At 68.3% G+C, this 20287-nt stretch carries 17 protein-coding genes; 10 read left to right on the top strand and 7 right to left on the bottom strand.

Annotated elements, in window-relative coordinates:
• Positions 1-428 precede the first annotated feature (428 nt).
• The 8 genes from SAHL_RS12105 to SAHL_RS12070 are packed head-to-tail and all read left to right on the top strand — an operon-like array spanning position 429 to position 9673.
• Positions 429-1670, top strand: a complete 1242-nt coding sequence (locus tag SAHL_RS12105) for an FAD-dependent oxidoreductase (RefSeq protein WP_123591674.1) — start codon at positions 429-431, stop codon at positions 1668-1670.
• A gap of 7 nt (positions 1671-1677) precedes the next feature.
• Positions 1678-1950 (top strand): sarcosine oxidase subunit delta, encoded by a 273-nt coding sequence (locus SAHL_RS12100; protein ID WP_123591673.1) that lies wholly within the window; start codon positions 1678-1680, stop codon positions 1948-1950.
• On the top strand, positions 1931-4828 hold the full coding sequence (locus SAHL_RS12095) for a 2Fe-2S iron-sulfur cluster-binding protein (protein WP_123591672.1): 2898 nt from the start codon (positions 1931-1933) through the stop codon (positions 4826-4828). Before SAHL_RS12100 ends, SAHL_RS12095 begins: the two co-directional genes overlap by 20 nt.
• Complete coding sequence (locus SAHL_RS12090) at positions 4825-5298, top strand: hypothetical protein (protein WP_123591671.1); 474 nt, start codon at positions 4825-4827, stop codon at positions 5296-5298. The genes SAHL_RS12095 and SAHL_RS12090 overlap by 4 nt, the downstream gene beginning before the upstream one ends.
• 19 nt (positions 5299-5317) lie before the next feature.
• Positions 5318-6673, top strand: a complete 1356-nt coding sequence (glnT, locus tag SAHL_RS12085) for a type III glutamate--ammonia ligase (RefSeq protein WP_123591670.1) — start codon at positions 5318-5320, stop codon at positions 6671-6673.
• Positions 6674-6721: 48 nt separating this feature from the next.
• A complete protein-coding gene (locus tag SAHL_RS12080; RefSeq protein WP_123591669.1) occupies positions 6722-7651 on the top strand; it encodes a class II glutamine amidotransferase in 930 nt (309 codons plus the stop codon).
• Complete coding sequence (locus SAHL_RS12075; RefSeq protein ID WP_123591668.1) at positions 7648-8331, top strand: GltB/FmdC/FwdC-like GXGXG domain-containing protein; 684 nt, start codon at positions 7648-7650, stop codon at positions 8329-8331. The genes SAHL_RS12080 and SAHL_RS12075 overlap by 4 nt, the downstream gene beginning before the upstream one ends.
• 19 nt (positions 8332-8350) lie before the next feature.
• Positions 8351-9673: a glutamate synthase-related protein gene (locus SAHL_RS12070; protein ID WP_123591678.1), complete on the top strand. Its 1323-nt coding sequence runs from the start codon at positions 8351-8353 to the stop codon at positions 9671-9673.
• A gap of 40 nt (positions 9674-9713) precedes the next feature.
• On the opposite strand, the gene SAHL_RS12065 is transcribed toward SAHL_RS12070, so the two are convergent.
• Positions 9714-10628: a DMT family transporter gene (locus tag SAHL_RS12065; protein WP_184947662.1), complete on the bottom strand. Its 915-nt coding sequence runs from the start codon at positions 10626-10628 to the stop codon at positions 9714-9716.
• A gap of 113 nt (positions 10629-10741) precedes the next feature.
• Between SAHL_RS12065 and SAHL_RS12060 the strand changes: the two genes are divergently transcribed.
• Entirely contained in the window at positions 10742-11626 is an 885-nt protein-coding gene (locus SAHL_RS12060; protein WP_123591666.1) for a LysR family transcriptional regulator, read from the top strand.
• A gap of 222 nt (positions 11627-11848) precedes the next feature.
• Here the strand turns inward: SAHL_RS12060 and SAHL_RS12055 are convergent, their stop codons facing one another.
• The 6 genes from SAHL_RS12055 to SAHL_RS12030 all read right to left on the bottom strand — a co-directional run bounded on the left by SAHL_RS12055 (position 11849) and on the right by SAHL_RS12030 (position 18786).
• Positions 11849-14194, bottom strand: a complete 2346-nt coding sequence (locus SAHL_RS12055; RefSeq protein ID WP_416235847.1) for a DUF1989 domain-containing protein — start codon at positions 14192-14194, stop codon at positions 11849-11851.
• A 60-nt stretch (positions 14195-14254) separates the two neighbouring features.
• The gene (locus SAHL_RS12050) at positions 14255-15622 is read right to left on the bottom strand and encodes a flavin-containing monooxygenase (RefSeq protein ID WP_123591664.1); all 1368 of its coding nucleotides are present in this window, start codon (positions 15620-15622) and stop codon (positions 14255-14257) included.
• Positions 15623-15667: 45 nt separating this feature from the next.
• Positions 15668-16732: a heme-dependent oxidative N-demethylase family protein gene (locus tag SAHL_RS12045; RefSeq protein WP_123591677.1), complete on the bottom strand. Its 1065-nt coding sequence runs from the start codon at positions 16730-16732 to the stop codon at positions 15668-15670.
• 58 nt (positions 16733-16790) lie between these two features.
• Positions 16791-17747, bottom strand: a complete 957-nt coding sequence (locus SAHL_RS12040; RefSeq protein WP_184947660.1) for a PDR/VanB family oxidoreductase — start codon at positions 17745-17747, stop codon at positions 16791-16793.
• Entirely contained in the window at positions 17744-18355 is a 612-nt protein-coding gene (locus tag SAHL_RS12035; protein ID WP_123591662.1) for a dimethylamine monooxygenase subunit DmmA family protein, read from the bottom strand. Before SAHL_RS12035 ends, SAHL_RS12040 begins: the two co-directional genes overlap by 4 nt.
• A 77-nt stretch (positions 18356-18432) precedes the next feature.
• Positions 18433-18786 carry a cupin domain-containing protein gene (locus SAHL_RS12030; RefSeq protein ID WP_221177946.1) on the bottom strand — a complete coding sequence of 118 codons (354 nt, stop codon included), beginning with the start codon at positions 18784-18786 and terminating at the stop codon, positions 18433-18435.
• Between the two features lie 484 nt (positions 18787-19270).
• On the opposite strand from SAHL_RS12030, the gene SAHL_RS12025 reads away from it, so the two are divergent.
• A complete protein-coding gene (locus tag SAHL_RS12025) occupies positions 19271-19924 on the top strand; it encodes a helix-turn-helix domain-containing protein (protein WP_245968511.1) in 654 nt (217 codons plus the stop codon).
• Positions 19925-20287 lie beyond the last annotated feature (363 nt).

Below are 20287 nucleotides of genomic sequence, written 5' to 3'. Positions count from 1 at the left end.
CCCACCCCGGCTGCCGAACGGCAGCCGGGGTTTTTTCGTCCATGCCCGGACGTGTTGTGCAACGAACGTGCACCGCGATCCATAACGCCGCACGGAATTGCACAACAAGCATGCAAAACCACGCCCCATGCACTGCCGCGGTATCGCCCCGATTTACCCCGGAGCCGAGAACCGAAAAATAAATAGTGATAATCAATAACTTAAGAAAAACCAGCGAATTTCTAAGCCAATGCCCCAAAAGCGGCGAGACACTGGCAAGCCATTTGCATTATTCTAATGAAACAATTTTTCTTATAAGGAAACATTCAATGCCACGCCTTCGCGCTTCTGCCGTCACGGCCGGGCTACGGCATCGCCCACCGTCCGTAACGAACCATCGGGCCGCCGCACGTCAGTCCGCTAGCGGCCCGATCGAACGGCGCTGACCCATGTCCTGGAAACTGTTCAAACTCGGCCTGACCGGCCCCGAGAACGAACCGCGCTTCTTTCCCGAAGAAAAGCCGCTGGCGTCGCACTACGACGTGGTGATCATCGGCGGCGGCGGGCACGGTCTGGCCTGTGCGTACTACCTCGCCAAAGAACACGGCATCACACGGGTCGCGGTGCTCGAGCAGGGCTATCTGGGCGGCGGCAACACCGGGCGCAACACCACCATCGTGCGCTCGAACTATCTGACGTCGGAAGGCGTGAAGTTCTACGACGCCAGCGTGAAGCTCTGGGAGAACCTGTCGGGCGATCTCGACATCAACCTGTTCTACTCGACCCGCGGCCACTTCACGCTCGCCCATTCGGACGACGCCATGCGGACCATGCGCTGGCGCGCCGAGGTCAACAAGCACCACGGCGTCGACAGCGAGGTCGTCGACCGCGACGCCATCGCCCGGGCCGTACCGACGATGGATCTGGATTGCGGCGGCGGCCCGGCCGTGCACGGCGCGCTCTATCACGCGCCGGGCTCGGTGGTGCGCCACGACGCGGTGGCCTGGGGTTATGCCCGCGCCGCCGCGCAGCGCGGCGTGGAGATCCATCAGCAGACCGCGGTCACCGATATCCACACCGCGGGCGGCCGCGTGACCGGCGTGGCCACGAGCCGCGGCGACATCAGTTGTGACGCGGTGGTGTCGATGGTCGCCGGCTACACGCCGCGCATCACCGACATGCTCGACCTGCCCACGCCGATCGAGATCTATCCGCTGCAGGCCTGCGTGACCGAACCGGTCAAGCCGTTTCTGGACACGATCATCGTCTCCGGCAGCCTGCATGTATACGTCAGCCAGTCGTCGCGCGGCGAACTCGTCATGGGCTCCGCGGTGGACCCGGCGGTGCTGCATTCCACCCGCTCCACCTTCGAGTTCGTCGAGGGCCTCGCCGATCACATCGTCGACATGTTCCCGTTCGCCGGCCGTCTGCGGCTGCTGCGTCAATGGGCCGGCATGGCCGACATGACGCCGGACTTCGCGCCGATCATGGGCACCACGCCGGTCGACGGTTTCTACCTCGATTCCGGCTGGGGCACCTGGGGCTTCAAGGCCACGCCGATCAGCGGCCAGACCATGGCCGCGACCGTCGCCGCGAAACGCAACCACGAACTCATCGAACCCTTCCGCCTGGGCCGCTTCGCCGACTTTCAGCTCGTCGGTGAAAAGGGCGCGGCCTCGGTCGGGCACTAGGATTGCCATGAAACGCATCGACTGCCCCGAGATCGGCCCGCGCCCGATCGACGAATTCACCTACGGCGGCGAAGTGCGCCGGCCGCCACAGGCCGACGCCGACACTGCCGCGCTCGCCGACTATGTCTTCAACCGCGCGGGCGCGCCCGGCGTGCTGCGCGAGTGGTGGCATCACGACCCCAGCGGACGCTGGTTCGTGCTCGAACGCGACACCCGCACGGACACCGTGCTGCGCTCGATCCCGATCACGGAGGTGGCCCATGCCGTGCCGACGCGCTGAAACCGGCCCGCGCGAGTGGATCGACCGCGGGCGTACGCTGCGCTTCACCTTCGAGGGCCGCAGCTACGAAGGGCATCCGGGCGACACCATCACCTCGGCACTGCTGGCCAACGGGGTATCGCTGCTCGGACGCAGCTTCAAGTATCACCGCCCGCGCGGCGCCTTTTCGCTGGCCAATCACGACGTCAACGCGCTGTTCTGCACGCCGCAGGACACCCACATCCGCGGCGACGTCACGCCGCTGGTCGAGGGCATGGACGTGCGCCCCGTCAACGTGCGCGGCGGCCTCGACAATGATCGCGATCGCCATCTCGACCGGCTCGGGCGTTTCATGCCGGTCGGCTTCTATTACAAGGCGTTTCATCGCCCCAAGGCGCTGTTCCCCTACTGGGAACGCGCGATCCGCAAGCGCGCCGGCCTCGGCCGGGTCGATCTGGACTGGACGCCGGACCGCCGCGCCAAGCGCCATGCGCACTGCGACGCGCTCGTGGTGGGCGCCGGCCCGACCGGGCTTACCGCCGCACTCGATCTCGCCGACAACGGCTGTAGCGTCGTTCTCGTCGACGAGAACCCACACCCGGGCGCGAGCTTCGACTACGCCCACGCCGGCGATGAAACGGCCCTCGCGCATCGGGATGCGCTGATCGCGTCCGTTCACGCCCATCCCGCGATCACGCTGCACACCCGGGCGGTCGCGCTCGGCCACTACGCCGATCATCTGGTGCCGATCGCCACGCCCGACGGCATTATCAAGGTGCGCGCACGCGGCGTGCTGCTGGCCACCGGCGTGATCGAACAGCCGGCGGTGTTCCACAACAACGACCGCCCCGGCGTGATGCTCGCCTCGGGCGCCCAGCGCCTGCTGCACCGCTTCGGCGTCGCGGCCTGTCGCCGGGCGATCATGGTGGTGGCCAACGGCGAAGGTTATGCCGCCGCGCTCGATCTGCACGCCGCCGGCATCGAGATCGCGGCGATCGCGGATATGGGCACGCCCAAGTCGCAGATCCCCGCCGCGCGGCTGCTCGCCGCCGGCATTCCAGTGCATCGCGATCACGCCGTCCACGCCGCCCACGGCGAGAGCGCGGTCGAGGCCGCGACCCTCGCGCCGGTCGGCGCCGATGGCCACTGCGATCTCGCACGGGCGCATCGGGTGCCCTGCGACGGCATTTTCATGAGCGTCGGCTGGGCGCCGGCCGGGCAGCTGCTCTATCAGGCCGGCGGCCGTCTGCGCTATGACGACACGCTCGCCATGCCGGTGCCCGAGTCCTGGCCCGACACGGTCGTGCCCGCCGGCCGGCTCAACGGCGTGTTCGATCTCGACTGCCAGTACGAGGACGCCCGCGACGCGGCCGCCCGCCTGCGCGCGGCTCTCGCCGGCGAGCCGGTTCCGGCAGTGGCCGATCACCGCGATCGCGTGTCGCACGGCGCGGCCTGGCCGATCGTGGCCCACGCCCAAAGCCGCAACTTCGTCGATCTCGACGAGGACATCCAGCTCAAGGACCTCGAACAGGCCGCGCGCGAGGGCTTCGACAACATCGAGCTGCTCAAGCGCTTCTCCACGGTCGGCATGGGCCCGAGCCAGGGCAAGCACGCCAACCAGAACGCCATTCGTATCCTGGCGCGCATCCGCGATCAGGGTATCGACGCCACCGGCACCACGACCGCACGGCCGATGTTTCACCCGGTGCGTCTGGAGGACCTGGCCGGCCGGCGCCTGCGCCCGACCCGGCGCAGCCCGCTGCACGACGCGCACGCCGAACTCGGGGCGCGCTTCATGGACGCCGGCGCGTGGCTGCGCCCGGCCTGGTACGGCGCCGCCGGCGAACGCGCCGAGGCGATCGCGGCCGAGGTACGCGCGGTGCGCGAGGCGGTCGGCCTGATCGACGTCTCCACGCTCGGCAAGATCGAGGTGGTCGGGCCGGACGCCGCCCGCCTGCTCGAGGCCGCCTATACGCTCCGGGCGGCCGATCTGAGCGTTGGCGCCGGGCGCTATGCGCTGATGGTCGACGAATCCGGCGTGGTGGTCGACGACGGCCTGATCGCGCGTCTCGGCCCCGAGCATTTCTTCGTCACCGCCTCCAGCGGCCATGCCGCGGCCACCCGGCGTGAGCTGACCCGCGAGGCCGCCATCGGCGCTTTTGAGGCCTGGGTCGTGGACCGCACCAGCCAGCTCGGCTCGATCACCATCGCCGGGCCGCGCTCGCGCGACCTGCTCGCCCCGCTCACCGACGTCGATCTCGATCGCAAGGCGTTCAAGGGCGGCATCCGTACGGGCCATGTCTGCGGCCAGCCGGCGCGGGTGCTGCGGGCCGCCTTCGTCGACCGGGTCGGCTTCGAGGTGCACGCCGACGTCGCCGCCACCCGGCTCATCTGGGCCCGGCTGATGGACGACGGCGCCGCCCTCGGGGTGCGCGCCTTCGGCGTCGAAGCCCAGCGCGTGCTGCGCCTGGAGATGGGCCACATCATCGTCGGTCAGGACACCGACGGCCTGACCGATCCCTTCGAGGCCGCGATGGCCGGCGCGGTGCACTTCGACAAGCCCGTCTTCATCGGCCGCGGCGCGCTGGCCCTGCTCGCCGAACGGACGCAGCGGCGGCTGGTCGCCTTCACCCTGCCCGCGGACGCCGATACCCCGCTGCCACGCGAATCCCATCTGGTGATCGAGGACGGCGAGATCGCCGGGCGGGTGACCAGCATCGCGCACAGCCCGACGCTCGGCCACGCCATCGGCTTCGCCATGGTCGACACCGCCCTCGCCGACAGCGAACGCGCGCTGACCCTGCGTGTCGACGACGGCGTCCTGGTCCGCGCGACCCGCGCGGCCACGCCTTTCGTCGCACGCCGCGGCAAGCGGGCCCAACCGGAGAGCCGCTCATGAGCTTCGAGATCACGACCGTCACCGACCTGGCACTGCGCCAGCTCGTCGGCCCGGGCGCCGGTACCGCGCTCGCCGAAGCCGGCCTGCCGCGGCCCGACGACCTGTGCGCCGCGGCCCACGACCACGGCTTCGTCGCCTGTCTCGGCCACGAGCACTATCTGGTCGCCGGCCGCGACATCCCACTGCCGGTCGCGAGCGCGCCGCCGTGGTGTTTCACCCGCAGCGACGCCGTGTTCCGGATCCCGGCAGAACACAGCCCGATGCTGCTCGCGCAGTACTGCGGCCACGACCTGCGCCGACTGCCCGAGGCCGGCTGGCTGATGACGCGCGTGGCCGACATCGATGTCTGGCTGCGGGCCGGGGCGCACGCGCGGAACGGCGTGCTCGTCGGCTGCGACGCCTCCTACGAACGCTATCTGCACGACGCACTTCACGGCGCCGTGCCGACCGCCGACGCCCAAAACGCTTGATCCTCGAGGGAGACCGACGATGACACTCACCGAAGCGCAATCGCTGATCGACGAATACGACATCCGCTACATCCTGGCGCAGTTCGTGGACATTCACGGGGTCGCCAAGACCAAATCGGTGCCCGCCCACTGCCTGGAGAACGTGATCGAGGACGGCGCGGGCTTTGCGGGTTTCGCCGTCTGGGGTCTGGGCATGGAGCCGCACGGGCCGGATTTCATGGCGCGCGGCGATCTGGACACGCTCACGCCCGTACCCTGGCAGCCGGGCTATGCCCGCATCGCCTGCGTGGGCCACGTCAACGATGCGCCCTACCCCTACGACTCGCGCCACGTGCTCCAGCAGCAGATCGCGCGCCTCGCCGAACGCGGCTGGACCCTGCACACGGGCGTCGAGCCGGAGTTCTCACTGTTCGCCCGCGACCATAGCCAAGGCAACGGCGACGGCCGCGCCCCGCTGACGCTCGCCGACACCAGCGACACCCTCACCAAGCCCTGCTACGACTACAAGGGTCTGTCGCGTTCGCGCGAATTCCTGGAGCGGCTGGTCGAGAGCTTCCAGTCGATCGGCTACGACATCTATCAGATCGACCACGAGGACGCCAACGGCCAGTTCGAGATCAACTACACCTACAGCGATGCGCTGACCTCCGCGGATCGCTTCGTGCTCTTTCGCATGGGGGCCGGCGAGATCGCGGCCCAGCTCGGCATGATGTGTTCGTTCATGCCCAAGCCCGCCTCCAGCCGCACCGGCAACGGCATGCACTACCACATGTCGATCACCGACGAGGACGGCGCCAACGTCTTCGGCGACGACGGCGACCCCCAGGGCATGGGCCTGTCGCAGACCGCCTATCACTTCCTCGGCGGCATGCTGAAACACGCCAACGCGCTGTGCGCCTTCGCCGCCCCCACGGTGAACTCCTACAAGCGCCTGGTCGTCGGCGGCTCCAACTCGGGCTCGACCTGGGCGCCGGTCTACGTGACCTACGGCGACAACAACCGCTCGGCCATGGTGCGGGTGCCCTACGGGCGCCTCGAACTGCGGCTGCCGGATTCGGGCTGCAACCCGTACCTGGTGACCGCGGCCATGATCGCGGCCGGCCTCGACGGTGTGGACAACCAGATCGATCCCGGCGAGGCCCAGAACATCAACTGCTACGACCTCGGGCCCGAGGAATGCCGCCGGCGCGGCATCGAGATCCTGCCGCAGAACCTGGGTCAGGCCGTGGACGCACTCGCCGCCGACCCGCTGTTCGCCGACACGCTGGGCCCGGAGATCGTCAACGAATTCATCAAGATCAAGACCGACGAGTGGATCGACTACAGCCGGCATGTCTCCGACTGGGAGGTGGAGCGCTATGCCGAATTCTTCTGATCGTCACGCGGACGCCCAACCGTCGGCACAACACAGGGAGAACAGCTCATGTGCGGCATCGTAGGACTCTATCTCAAGGACCCGGCGCTGGAACCGCGTCTGGGCGCGTTGTTCGAACCCATGCTGGTATCGATGGCCGACCGCGGCCCGGACAGCGCCGGCTTTGCCGTCTACGGCGACGAGGTCGGCGACGGCATGCTGAAGTTCACGCTCCAGAACGCCGATCCGGCCCTGGACTGGGACGCGCTCGTCGCCGGTCTGACGCGCGATCTCGACGCGGCCATCGACTGGTTTCGCAACGCCAGCGCCGTCGTGCTCAAGACGCGCGCAGCGGAAGCCGACGTGCGCAACTGGCTGGCCGATAACGCGCCGGACACGCGGCTGATGAGCGTCGGCCGCAGCATCGAGATCCTCAAGGGTGTCGGGCATCCCAAACTGGTCGCCGACCGCTTCTCGCTCGCGCAGATGCACGGCTCGCACATCATCGGCCATACCCGCATGGCCACCGAGTCCGGCGTGAGCATGGAGGGCAGCCACCCGTTCACCACCGGCGAGGATCTGTGCCTGGTGCACAACGGCTCGCTGTCGAACCACAACCGGCTGCGGCTCACGCTCGAACGCGCCGGCATCCGTTTCCAGACCGACAACGACTCCGAAGTCGCCGCCGCCTATCTCAGCGAACGCATGAGCCGCGGCGAAACCCTCACCGAGGCGCTGGAAGCGGCGATCGACGACCTCGACGGATTCTTCACCTTCACCATCGGCACCCGCGACGGCTTCGCGGTGCTACGCGACCCCATCGCCTGCAAGCCCGCCGTGCTCGCCGAGACCGACGCCTTCGTCGCCATGGCCTCGGAATACCGCGCCCTCGCCAAACTGCCGGGCATCGCCCACGCCCGCGTCTGGGAGCCGGAGCCCGGCCGGGTCTATGTCTGGGAGCACAGCACGCGCGCCTCGATGCAGGAGACCGGCACATGAGAACGATCAGTCTGAGCGAGACCTCGGTGCGCGAGGTCAACCGGCAGTTGCACGACCAGACCGCCGAACTGGCCGAGGCGCAGTGGCGGATCACCGACCCGGAAGGCCGGCACGCCCTGGCCTGCGGGCTGGACCAGACGCTCGAGGTCGAGATCGACGGCCATGCCGGCTACTACTGCGCGGGCATGAACCAGAAGGCCCGCGTGACGATCAACGGCATGGCCGGCGTGGGCGTGGCCGAGAACATGATGTCGGGCCAGGTACGGGTGAAGGGCAACGCCTCGCAGTCGGCCGGCGCGACCGCACACGGCGGCCTGCTCGTGGTCGAGGGCGACGCCTCGGCACGCTGCGGCATTTCCATGAAGGGCGTGGATATCGTCGTCGGCGGCAGCGTCGGTCACTTGAGCGCATTCATGGGCCAGGCGGGCCGGCTGGTGGTCTGCGGCGACGCCGGCGAAGCGCTCGGCGACTCGATCTACGAAGCCCGTCTGTATGTCCGCGGGTCGGTGAAATCGCTCGGCGCCGACTGCGTCGAGAAAGCGATGCGCGACGAACATCTCGCCGAACTGCGCGACCTGCTCGACGCCGCGGGCATCGACGCCCGGGCCGAGGATTTCCGGCGCTACGGCTCGGCGCGGGAACTCTACAACTTCAAGGTGGACAACGCCGATGAGTACTGAACACGACACCACCCGCGGCATGGTCGAGCGCTGGGGCCTGCAGGAATCGGCGTCCTTCGACCGCCACACCATCCACAACATCCAGCGCGCGGCCGCCACCGGCATCTACGACATCCGCGGCTTCGGCGCCAAGCGCCATCTGCCGCATTTCGACGACCTGCTGTTCCTGGGCGCGAGCATGTCGCGCTACCCGCTGGAGGGCTATCGCGAGAAGTGCGCCACCGACGTGGTGCTGGGCGATCGTTTCGCCTCGAAACCGCTGCACCTGGACATCCCGATCACGATCGCGGGCATGAGCTTCGGTGCCCTGTCGGCCAACGCCAAGGAAGCACTCGGCCGGGGCGCCTCGGCGGTGGGCACCAGCACCACCACCGGCGACGGCGGCATGACCGACGAGGAGCGCGGCCAGTCGCGCACGCTCGTCTACCAGTATCTGCCCTCGCGCTACGGCATGAACCCCGACCACCTGCGCATGGCCGACGCCATCGAGATCGTGCTCGGCCAGGGGGCGAAACCCGGCGGCGGCGGCATGCTCATGGGCCAGAAGATCAGCGACCGCATCGCCGAGATGCGCACCCTGCCCAAGGGCGTGGACCAGCGCAGCGCCTGTCGCCACCCCGACTGGACCGGCCCGGACGATCTCGCCATCAAGATCGAGGAGCTGCGCGAGATCACCGACTGGGAGAAGCCGATCTATATCAAGATCGGCGCCAGCCGCACCTATTACGACGTCAAGCTCGCGGTGAAGTCCGGCGCCGACGTGATCGTGCTCGACGGCATGCAGGGCGGCACCGCCGCGACCCAGGAAGTCTTCATCGAGCATGTGGGCATTCCGACGCTCGCCGCCATTCCGCAGGCCGTGCAGGCGCTCCAGGAAATGGACATGCACCGCAAGGTCCAGCTCATCGTCTCCGGCGGCATCCGCAACGGCGCGGACGTGGCCAAGGCGATGGCGCTGGGCGCGGACGCGGTCTCGATCGGCACCGCGGCGATGATCGCGCTCGGCTGCAACCACCCGCGCTGGGAAAGCCAGTATCACGAGATCGGCTCGGCGGCCGGCTTCTACGACGACTACCACGAGGGCCGCGACCCGGCCGGCATCTCCACCCAGGACCCGGAACTGTCGCAGCGCCTGGATCCGGAACGCGGCGGCCGCCGCCTGGCGAACTACCTGCGGGTGATGACCACCGAAGCCCAGACCATCGCCCGCGCCTGCGGCAAGTCGCATATCCAGAATCTCGAGCCGGAGGATCTGGTCGCGCTCGATATCGAATCCGCGGCCATGGCCCGGGTGCCGCTGGCGGGCACGGACTGGATTCCGGGGCGCAGCCGGCCGTTGTGAGCGGCCCCGCCCGGCGGCCGCGACCGCCGGGCGACGCCGATTACGAGCGCGGCCGCAGGCGCGGCGCCGGCCGGCCCGTGCCCCCACTCATGGCGGTGACACAGGCCAGGGCGATCACGCCGCAGCCCAGCGCCAGGCGCAGGGTGGGCTCGACGTGGTCGGTCAGCACGAGGATCGCGGCGGCCACGCCGGGCACGGCATACGGCAACACCGGCACCACCCGCGGGTTGCCGTGCTGGAGCACGTGCGCCCACGCCATGAACGCCAGACCGTAGGGCCCGACACCGAGCGCCGCGGCCGCGGCCAGCGCGGCCGGCGACAGCGGCCAGACGAGCCCCTGCGTCGCCGCCTGCAGCAACAGCGCGACGACCGCGGCCAGCGCGAAGAAGGCCGGATAGGCCGAACCGACCGGACGCGCATAGGCCTGGACGAACAGCGAGTAGCCCGCCCAGCACAGACCGGCCCCCAGGGCAGCGACACAGCCGAGCCAGGCCCGACCGGCCAGCGACGCGCCCCCGCCCTGCAGAATCGCCACACCGGCCAGGCCCAGCAGCAGCGCCAGAATCGAGACGAACGACGGCGGCCGACGCCGATAGAGATCGCCGGCCAGCGCCAGCAGCAGCGGCCAGGTATAGGCGATCACCACGACCTGCGGCGCGGGCGCCAGGCTGAGCGCAGCGAAATACAGCGTCAGCGCCCCCAGCATGCCGCCGACGATCACCAGCCACGCCTGCGGCGGATGCCGTCGCAGGGCGCTGCGGAGCGAATCCGAGCCGGGCAGCAGCCGACTGCTCACCGCCGCACAGGCCATGGCCATGGCCGTGAGCTGCAGCGCCGGCACCTCGCCGGCCAGCGCGCGCAGCCAAGGCAGCATGCCCCAGAGCACGACGACAAAGATCGCCAGTGCCGTCACGCGTAATTCCGGACGCCGCAGGGCGGCAGTGTATCGATCCATCATCGGCGGCCTCGCTCGGGCTTGGGTGTGTCGTTTCGCCGCTAATGTGGACCGCCGCTTCGCATATTTAAAATGAATCCTGTTGAGAAATGCATCAATTCTGGTGATCACCCATGAGACCCCCGGTACTCGACCTGCGCGCCCTGCAGAGCCTCGTCGCTATCCTCGACACGGCCAGCTTCACCCGCGCCGCGGAGCAGCTGAACTACAGCCAGTCGGCGATCAGCATGCAGATCAAGCGGCTGGAGGCGGATCTGGGCACGCAGCTGATCGAGCGGGGAGCGGTGTTGCGACCGACCCGCCAGGGCCGTCAGGCACTCGGTCATGCCCGGGAAATGCTGCGTCTGAACAGCGAACTGCGTCAGCGCATGGCCGAAAGCGAGGTCGCCGGCCGCGTGCGCCTGGGCATGCCGGCCGACTTTGCGTTCTACCTGCCCGACACGCTCACCGTGTTTGCCGAACGCTATCCCCAGGTGGAGACCGAGGTCCGCACGGAGCTGAGCGACGCCCTGGTGCGTTCGGTCGCCGCCGGCGAGATCGATCTGGCGATCGTGACCCGCCAGGCGCATTCGCCCGGCGGCACGCGTCTGCGCCGCGAACCGCTCAAATGGGTCGGTGCCCCCGGCTCGGCGGCGCATCGACAGGACCCGCTGCCGCTGGCGCTCTATCCGGAGAACACCTGCGAATTCCGCCAGGCCGCGACGCGGCGCCTGGACGCCATCGGCCGTGCCTGGCGGCCGGCCTATGTCAGTCAGGCGTTCGCCGCCCTGCACTCACCGGTGAGCGCCGGGCTGGCAGTCACCGTGGCCACGCCGAGCATGCTCGGCGCCCACCTGGAGATACTCGACGAGGACGCGACCGGCCTGCCGCCCCTGCCGGAGGTCGACATCGCCATGCACCGGCGACCCGGGCGGCTGGGCTACGCCGCGCGCCAGCTCGCCGATCTGCTCGTCGAACGGCTGCGGACCACCGGCGAGCCCGACACGCGGGCCGGGTAATACCTCGTGCGAGCGCCGCATTGAAGACCGCGCATCGTGTGCGGCAAAGCGCGAGTCGCGGATCGCGTCCAGACTGGCCGCGCCGCAGCGCGCCCATGATCGATTGCTCATGGGCGGCCCAACCCGAAGGGCCAAGAGCCCGGTAAAACGAATGGGGTGCGGCGATCCAGCGTTGTCACACAACAGCTAGGCGCAAGCTCGCATGGAGTGTTTAAGCGGGACTCATGCCTTGAGCCGCCTGCGCTCCGGGTCGTAGTGCGGCATCGCCACCACGGTGGCGCTCAACCGTTTCTGCTGGCCGTCGAGCTTGCCGACTTCCACGCGGGTGTCGGGCCCGGCGTGCTCGGCGGCGACCCGGGCCAGGGCGATGCTGCGGGCGAGCGTCGGCGAGCGCGTGCCGCTGGTGACGACGCCGATCTGCTGGCGGCCGATGTAGACGCCGTCGCCGTGGGCGGCGGCCTCCTCGCCGTCCAGCGTGAGGCCGACCAGCCGCTGCCGCGGTCGATCGCGACGCGCCTCCAGCGCGGCCCGGCCGATGAAGTCCTCGGCGTTCTTCTTCAGCGCCACGGCGAAGCCGATGCCGGCCTCGTAGGGATCGGTTCGGTCGCAGAATTCGTGGCCCGCGGCGATCAGTCCGGCCTCGATGCGCAGCATGTCGAGCGCTTCCATGCCCATGGGTGTCAGCCCGTGCGGCGCGCCGGCGGCCCGGATCGCCTGCCAGATCTCGTCGGCGTCGTCGGGATGACAGAACACCTCGTAGCCGAGCTCGCCGGTATAACCGGTGCGGGAGACGATCATCGGCCGGCCGCGTTCGTGGCCGAGCCGGGCGATGGCAAACCGGAACAGGCCGAGCTCGTCCATGTCGGCCTGATCGGGGCGCGTCCAGACGATCTCGCGCAGGATGTCGCGCGCGGCCGGCCCCTGCACCGAGACGTTGTGCAGCTGCGCGCGCGAGCTCTTGATGCGCACCTCGAAGCCGGCGGCCTCGGCCTGTTCGCGCAGCCACTCGCCGCAGTACTCGATCCCGCAGATCCAGCGGAAGTTGTTGTCGGCCAGCCGGAAGAGCGTGCCGTCGTCGATCATGCCGCCGTCGGGCCAGCACATCGCCGAATAGGCGACCTGGCCGACGCCCACGCGCCGCACGTTGCGGGTGAGCGTGTACTGCAGCAGCGCTTCGGCGTCCGGGCCCATGACCTCGAACTTGCACAGCGCGGACAGGTCGATGATCGCCGCTTTCTCGCGACAGGCCCAGTATTCGGCGATCGCGCCGTGCTGCGGGTAGCTGTTCGGCAGCCAGTAGCCCTCGTGCTCGACGTAGTCGCGGGTGAGCTGCGAGGTCTGGCCGTGAAAACCGGTCTGTTTCGTCATCCGGGCCTCCGCGTCGGGCCGTGGCCGGTAGGCGATGGAACGCCGCGCCTCGAGGTCGGCGTCGTAGACGCGCACGTGGATATCGGTCGGGTTCCAGCCGTTGGCCGGGTCGATGTCGTCCGGACAGGCCGAGGAGACACACACCAGATCGGTGAGCGCGCGCAGCAGCACGTAGTCGCCGGGCCGGGACCAGGGCTCGTCGAGCATGAGCTGATGCGCATCGTCGAACTCGGTGTTGTAGAAGAAGTTCATCGACATCCAGCCGCGGCGGGCGGTGACGCCGTAGGCGTCGAGCTGGCCGTTGAAGTTGTCGGAGCAGTTGGCGTGACCGAAGTAGCCGGCTTCCTCGTAGTAGGCCGGGTTGCAGGCCAGCGCGAAGGCGTCGTGCCGCGCGCAGGTGTCCTGCACGATCTCGACCAGCGGCTGGAAGTCGACGTCGTAGTATTTCGCCGCCAGCCCCGGCTGCGGCGAACTGCGCGCCATGAGCGAACGCGTGGTGGTCACGTCCAGACAGCGCTCGATGCCGCGCTCCAGATGCGCCGTGGAAAACGCCTGAAAGTCCGTGCACTGGCGCCCGGCCACGTCGATGATCTGGATCCATTGCCCCGCGCGCACCGGATAGGCCTGCGCGGTCGCGCGCGCCACCCGGAAATCCTGAGCCGGCTCGGCCAGCGGTGCCGGCAGTTCCGGCGTCTCGCGCTCGGCGCGGGCGGGGTCGGCGCGCTCGAGATAGACCACGAGATCCGTCGGCGGCATGCCGCCGGCGACCGGCATGGGCTCGCCGGCGGCGGCGACCACGCAGAGGCCGTCGCCGCTGGCGGTCAGTTCGGCGACGCTGCCGGCACGGCTGCCCTCGGCGAACAGCGGGATCGCGCGCGCGCCTTCGACGGCCAGTTCGTAGGGCGCGAGCCGCTCGCGCAGGCGCGCGCCGCGCCGGGGTTCGGCCAGCATGGCCTGCAGACCGTGGGCGGGCTGTCCGGCGCGCGCGCCGAACAAGCCCGGGTCGCCGCGGCCGTCGACGAAGCCCACCACCTCCGCGACCTGGCCACCCTCGACGTCGACCACGCGCAGGGTGTCGCCGCCGTCAATTCGAAACACGGCCAGACTGCCGCCATCGACCGAATAACGCTCGCTGCCGCGCGGCATCGCGGGCTCGCCCGGGCGGCGGATGCCGCGTGACGCCGGCGCGGTGTTCGGCACGACGATCATGCCGCGCACCCGCCGGCAATCCGCTTGGTGGCGCGCTCGAGCGGCATCACGTCAGCCCGTGCGGCTGGCCGGCGCGCGTTCGCCGACATAGGTGGCCATGGAGTCGTCGAGCGCGACCCACCAGTCGGTGTGATGCGCGGGCGAGGCCGTGCCGGTGCACGGCGAGGTGAAGCCGGCGCGGTCGCGGTAGGTGAGGATGTTCGCGTCCTTGTGGTGCTCCCACGCCTTGAAGATATCGCGGGTGAGATCGATGTCGAAGGCCGGATAGTCGGTCATCGACGCCAGATCCGCGATGTGGTCGGCCTGGAAATCGATGTCGTCGAAGGCGCCGTCGAGGCGTGCCTCGCGCTGCTGCCAGAGCGTAATGTCCGTGGCGCGTTCGCTGCGATCCGGCAGGTCGAGGCGGCCGAGCACGTAGTCGCGCGCGGCCCAGGCCTCGGTATCGAACATCGTGAAGGTGTAGTACTGGTCCTGCATGCCCAGATACATGAGGTCCGGGTCCTCCAGCCAGAACACGCCCTTGTAGAGATCAGCCGGGTAGAGCCGGTTGGCGGTGCGCAGCTTCAGCGTATCCGCCATGAAGGGGAACTGGTGCTGATAGCCGGTGCAGAGCACGATGGCGTCGATCTCGCGCGTGCTGCCGTCGACGAAGTGCGCGGTCTTGCCGTCCATGCGCTCCAGCAGTGGCACCTCTTCCATGCCCTCGGGCCAGTCGAAGCCCATCGCCGCGGTCCGATAGCTGATCGTGACCGGGCCGGAGCCGTACTTGCGACACTGGAGGGCGATGTCCTCGGCGGAATAGCTGCTGCCCACCACGAGCAGGCGCTGGTTCTCGAACTCGACCGCATCGCGGAAATCGTGCGAGTGCAGGATACGGCCCGGAAACCGGTCGAAGCCCGGAAATTCCGGCACGTTGGGCACCGAGAAATGACCGATGGCGACGATGACGTGGTCGAACGTCTCGGTCGTCTTCTCGCGCGTGGTCAGGTCCTCGACCGTTATCGAGAACGCCTTGCCGTCGGCGCTGCGCTCGACCCAGCGCACGGCGGTCGAAAAACGGATATGGCGGCGTACGTCATGCTTTTTCGCGCGGCCGAAGATGTAATCGGCCAGCACCTCACGCGGAGGAAACGACGGGATCGGGCCGCCGAAATGTTCCTCGAAGGGATAGTCGGCGAACTCCAGCGCTTCCTTCGGCCCGTTCGACCAGAGGTAGCGGTACATGCTGCCGTGCACCGGTTCGCCGTGCTCGTCGAGGCCGGTCCGCCAGCTGTAGTTCCACAGCCCGCCCCAGTCGTCCTGCTTCTCGAAACAGACGAGCTCCGGCACGTCGGCGCCCGCTTCCCGGGCCTGTTCGAAGGCGTTGAGCTGCGCCAGGCCGCAGGGGCCGGCGCCGATGATGGCGACACGTTGGGTCATGATCTTTCCTCGGATCGGTCGAAGACGAAATTCAGGGGCGAGACGCTAGTCGGGTGCGCCGCCGGGCGAGGTCGCGGCGCCGTCGTCGTGCCGGGCGAGATAGTCGAGCACCGTCGGTCGGAAACCGATGAAGCCCTTGTAGTCGGCCAGATCCTCGGGCAGATCGCGCAGCACGCGGTGAAAGCGCCGCGCCCATTTGGGGACGGTCGCCAACTCCTCCATGCTGATCAGATAACAGCGGATCGAGAACAGGATCGCGTTGCTGCGCGGCAGCCGCCAGAGCGACTGCAGCTCGACGCGCAGATGCGCGAGTTCGCCGACGTTGTCGGGCGTGATCGTGGCCCGATCGATGCCCCACTTGTCGTAGTTCTCCGGTGAGGTGTCCATGCGTGGATTGACCGTCATGGTCCAGTTCAGCCGCCGCACGGGACTGCCCACCTTGAGCGTGAGCAGATACTTCAGCGCGCGCTCGAACACGCCCATCTCGTGGGCGCGCGGCACCGGGCCGTGCCACTCGTAGAAGTTCATGCCCAGATCGAAGTCCAGCGACCAGTCGGCCTGGCAGGTGACCATGCCGCCGTCCATGTAGAGCATGTCGTTACGCTGGCCGTGCAGGGTGAAGTCTCCCTGCACCTGGCGGGTGATGTACTCGAAGGGTTCCAGCGGCAGCGTGTCCGCGTCCTTGAAGGTGAAGGTGTCGCGGATGTCCAGCAGGCGGTTCTCCCAGGTCCAGGTATCACCGTCGCGGGTCAGACTGAAATGCTCGGGATAGTCCGCGGCCAGCGAGGTCATCATCAGCTCGAGCGTGTCCCACTGCGCTTCCATCATGTAGGGCAGCACCTGGCAGCGCTTCGGATCCTCTTCGAGCACGGTGCGCCGCTCGGCCATTTCGGAGAGATAGTGCTCGTCGATATCGAAGGCCGGCGCGTAGGCACTGCCGGGCGGCGTGCCGTCATGCGGCTCGATATTGACCGAGTACATGTAGTCGTCGCGGTGGAACGGAAACGGAAAGCGCCGGATCGCCTCGGGGCTGTTGCTGTAGGTGAAGTCGCCCCGGAAGGTCTCGACCGGTTTGACTCTCGGCGCTGCGACGGTGGCTTGTTCGCTCATGTTCATGACTCCCGCAAGTCGGCTCGCGTTGGATGGAAAGGCGTGGACGCGAATCGCGCTAGAGATCGAGCACCACACGCTCGGAGGCCGCCCGCGAGACGCAGATCATCATCCGCGAGTGCTCGCGCTTGACCTCCTCGGAGAGATAGTCGTCGTGGTGCTCGATCTCGCCGGTGATCACGGCGGTCTCGCATTCGCCGCAGACGCCGCCACGACACGAACAGTCCGGCGCGTAGCCGTTGTCCTCGAGCACGTCGAGCACGGTGTCGTCGGGCCCGACCTCGAGCTCGTCGCCGCTTTTGTCGAGCACGACCGTGAACGGCCGGCCGGACGGCGGCGCGGCGAATTCCTCGGCATGGATATGGCTTGCCGGCCAGCCGAGACGCCGCGCCCGGGTCACGACGGTGTCGATCAGCCCCTCGGGCCCGCAGACATAGACATGGGTACCCAGCGGCTGCTCGGCGAGGATGCGCCCCGGGTCCAAGTAATGGCCCTGCGAGCTCTCGTAGAAGTGCGCGCGCTCGCCGTGTTCCGCGGCCAGCCGGTCCAGAAACGCGGTGTCGTCGGCACGCCGGTAGGCGTAGTGCAGCGCGTAGTCCGAGTCCTGTGCACGCAGCTCGTAGAGCTGGGACAGAAACGGCGTGATGCCGATGCCGCCGGCGATCAGAATATGCCGGCGACCGAGTTCGTTCAGCGCGAACAGGTTCGCTGGCGGCGAGACGAACAGCTGATCGCCCACGCGCACGTTGCCGTGCAGAAACTTCGAGCCGCCGCGGCCGTCGTCCTCCCGGCGCACCGAGATCTGATAGAAGCGCCGTTCATAGGGCGAACTCATCAACGAGTACGGGTTGCGATGGTTCTTGTCGCGCCCCTGCATCGTCACGACCACATGGCTGCCGCCCGAGAACGCCGGCAGCGGGCCGCCGTCGGTCGGCTCCAGCGTGAATGTCTTGATGAAGGGCGACACCGTCTCGATGGCCGCCACCCGGACCGGAATACTGTCCACTGCGCTCACGGATAGACCTCCTCGATCGCGGGCACCTCCCCCGGCGCCTCGGCGTCGACGCAGACCGACTGGTAGACGCCCAGCCGGCGCGAGAAGTGATCGCGCACGAATACGTGCAGGCCACAGCCCGGGCAGACGTAGATGTTCGTGGTCACGGCCGGGTCGGTGGTCTTGCAGTGCACGCACTGCACCGGGCGCGCCAGGCTGCCGCAGCGCTCGCGCTGGACCTCGTCGTCGTCGATGCCCGCCTCGCGCGCGACGTTCACGCAAGCCCAGACGAAAGCCTCGTTGCCGGCGACGTAGAGTCGCGTGCCCATCACGGCCTTCGTCAACACCCGGCGCAACGCGGACTCCAGCCCGCGCCGGTCCGGAGCGACGACGGCATCGACGCCGAGCGCATGCGACCGGAGCCGCATGGACAGATCGGCCTCCGCGCTCGGCAGATACAGCACGTCCAACGGGCCACGGGCCGCGTCGGCGTCACGACCGAGTCGCGCGGCCTGATCGAGCACGCGGAGCAGCGCGTCGCCGCCCGGGCCCGCGGCCAGCAGCACGTGTCGCGTGGCGTTGCCGTCGAATTCGAGCTCGCGATATTCCGGTTTGCTCTTGATGCCCATGCCGGCGATCCTCTTCCCGCAAACGAACAACCGTCGCCTCGGCCGAGCCGTCACGCAGACGGCTCGGCGCGGACGCCTCAGCCCTCGCCTTCGCGGCGCTGGCCGCAGAAGAACCCGATGCCGTAGCTCTCGGTCTCGAAGGTGATCTGGCTGCCCTTGGGGAAATAGAAGACGTCGCCGGGCTTGGCGGCCGCCGTATTGCCCTCGCCGTCCGTGATCTTGAATTCGCCGGCGAAGATGCATTTCATCTCATCGTAGGTGTAGTCGTAGACCAGCGGCTTGTCCGACTTCTCGAGCTTGAAGAAGCCGCTGACAATCGTCTTGTCCGAGTCGTTCGACACCGCCACGTCGTCGAGCCAGGCATTGCAGCCTGCGACTCCCATGCTCGGGAAGTCGCCTTCGACGGCTTTCGGGTAGTGCTTCATCGCCATGGATACGCTCCTGCCTAGTTTCCTTTGGTGAATTTTTGTTTCTCAATAGGAATGCAAGAGCCTTGCCAAGCGATCCCACGCCCGTCGCACCGATTGCTGCTCGGCTAAAAAACCCTCTACACGTCTGTATTCAAATTGATTTTCTGGCCGCTGCCGCGGTCGCGAGCGCCCACCCGGGTGGCTGCTTGGTCTGACGGCGCCGTTTACTGGTGCGAGCGATTTGCCGCTGCACAGGAATAATGCCCCGTCAATGACCAGCGGCCCGGGGCAACGGTCGATCGCATGGCGAGCAGGCGCCGTACGCGGAAGGCCGCACAACCCGCGCGAGGCCGAGCGCAAAGACGGGCGTGTACCGGAGCGCAGCCGCGGATGGCCGTAGCGTCGTCGACGCCTTATGCTGATTGCATCGCGCACAGAAATCGACGCGTAAGGCCTCATATCGACCGCAACGCGGCCGGCCCACCCATAAAGGATTGCCTGACCGGTGACAGAACAAGACCCGAGCGCCGGCGACGACTACGTCCCGCGCACACTGGCCACCCGCTTCACCGACAGCGATCGCGACCGGGCACTGGAGCGCTACATCGGCACCGTCCTGCGTCAGCAGCGCGTGGAACGCGACCTGACCATCGCCGACGTCGCCGGACTCGCCGGGCTGAGCCGCGGCATGGTCAGCAAGATCGAGAACGGCCAGGTCGCCACCAGTCTCGACTCGCTCGCCCGCCTGACCGAAGCGCTCGGCATCACCTTCTCGCAGCTGTTCCGCGACTACGACTCCCCCGAAGGCGGCGCGCAGCTGGTCAAGGCGGGAGACGGGCTGGAGGTCGTGCGTCGCGGCACCCGCAAGGGCCACACCTACCACCTGCTCGCCTATAACCGCGGCCACCAGCGCAACTTCGAGCCGTTTCTCATCTCGATGGATGACGAGAGCGAAGCCTTTCCGACCTTCCAGCACGAGGGCATGCAGTTCATCCACATGCTCACCGGCGAGATCGAATACCGCCACGGCAAGCACGTCTACACGCTGGAAGCCGGCGACTCGTTCACCTTCGACGCCCGCGTGCCGCACGGCCCGGAACGCCTCGTGACCGTGCCGCTGCGTTTTCTGGCCATCACCGTGTTCAACGACAGCGATTGACGGCGAAGACGCGTGACGGCTGTCCCATGACGGCCCGACGCACGGCACGCAGGACGCCGGCTGGGACGATCCGGATACCCGACATTCGATATCGGAGCATCGATGGCGCCCTGCGGGATATCGGATCGAGGCCGCTGTCGGAATGACGCGAGCGCAATCCGTTCGGCACAAGGCGGCTGAGCACGCGCCGGCCGTTCTGCGTCGCTGTCAGGGCCGAGGCTCGAATACCGGGTGGCCGACGCCACCGAGACGCCTCGCGCGGCGGCGACACGCCCGGGACGCAGCGACCGTTCGCTTCGCGGCGCGAAGCCGTCGAACCGAAATCATTGCTCTGTCGCAGGTTCGAAACATATCGATGAACCT

The sequence above is a fragment of the Salinisphaera orenii subsp. halophila YIM 95161 genome (assembly GCF_003732545.1).
Taxonomy (GTDB): domain Bacteria; phylum Pseudomonadota; class Gammaproteobacteria; order Nevskiales; family Salinisphaeraceae; genus Salinisphaera; species Salinisphaera orenii_A.
This window is presented reverse-complemented; position numbering and strand designations above follow the sequence as displayed.

Bases quoted from the DNA above. Each gene is read 5' to 3' on its own strand.
- SAHL_RS12100 (WP_123591673.1), top strand. From the start codon at position 1,678: ATGAAACGCATCGACTGCCCCGAGATCGGCCCGCGCCCGATCGACGAA.
- glnT (WP_123591670.1), top strand. From the start codon at position 5,318: ATGACACTCACCGAAGCGCAATCGCTGATCGACGAATACGACATCCGC.
- SAHL_RS12045 (WP_123591677.1), bottom strand. From the start codon at position 16,732: ATGAGCGAACAAGCCACCGTCGCAGCGCCGAGAGTCAAACCGGTCGAG.
- SAHL_RS12075 (WP_123591668.1), top strand. From the start codon at position 7,648: ATGAGAACGATCAGTCTGAGCGAGACCTCGGTGCGCGAGGTCAACCGG.
- SAHL_RS12035 (WP_123591662.1), bottom strand. From the start codon at position 18,355: ATGGGCATCAAGAGCAAACCGGAATATCGCGAGCTCGAATTCGACGGC.
- SAHL_RS12050 (WP_123591664.1), bottom strand. From the start codon at position 15,622: ATGACCCAACGTGTCGCCATCATCGGCGCCGGCCCCTGCGGCCTGGCG.
- SAHL_RS12095 (WP_123591672.1), top strand. From the start codon at position 1,931: ATGCCGTGCCGACGCGCTGAAACCGGCCCGCGCGAGTGGATCGACCGC.
- SAHL_RS12060 (WP_123591666.1), top strand. From the start codon at position 10,742: ATGAGACCCCCGGTACTCGACCTGCGCGCCCTGCAGAGCCTCGTCGCT.
- SAHL_RS12105 (WP_123591674.1), top strand. From the start codon at position 429: ATGTCCTGGAAACTGTTCAAACTCGGCCTGACCGGCCCCGAGAACGAA.
- SAHL_RS12080 (WP_123591669.1), top strand. From the start codon at position 6,722: ATGTGCGGCATCGTAGGACTCTATCTCAAGGACCCGGCGCTGGAACCG.
- SAHL_RS12065 (WP_184947662.1), bottom strand. From the start codon at position 10,628: ATGGATCGATACACTGCCGCCCTGCGGCGTCCGGAATTACGCGTGACG.
- SAHL_RS12070 (WP_123591678.1), top strand. From the start codon at position 8,351: ATGGTCGAGCGCTGGGGCCTGCAGGAATCGGCGTCCTTCGACCGCCAC.
- SAHL_RS12090 (WP_123591671.1), top strand. From the start codon at position 4,825: ATGAGCTTCGAGATCACGACCGTCACCGACCTGGCACTGCGCCAGCTC.
- SAHL_RS12030 (WP_221177946.1), bottom strand. From the start codon at position 18,786: ATGGCGATGAAGCACTACCCGAAAGCCGTCGAAGGCGACTTCCCGAGC.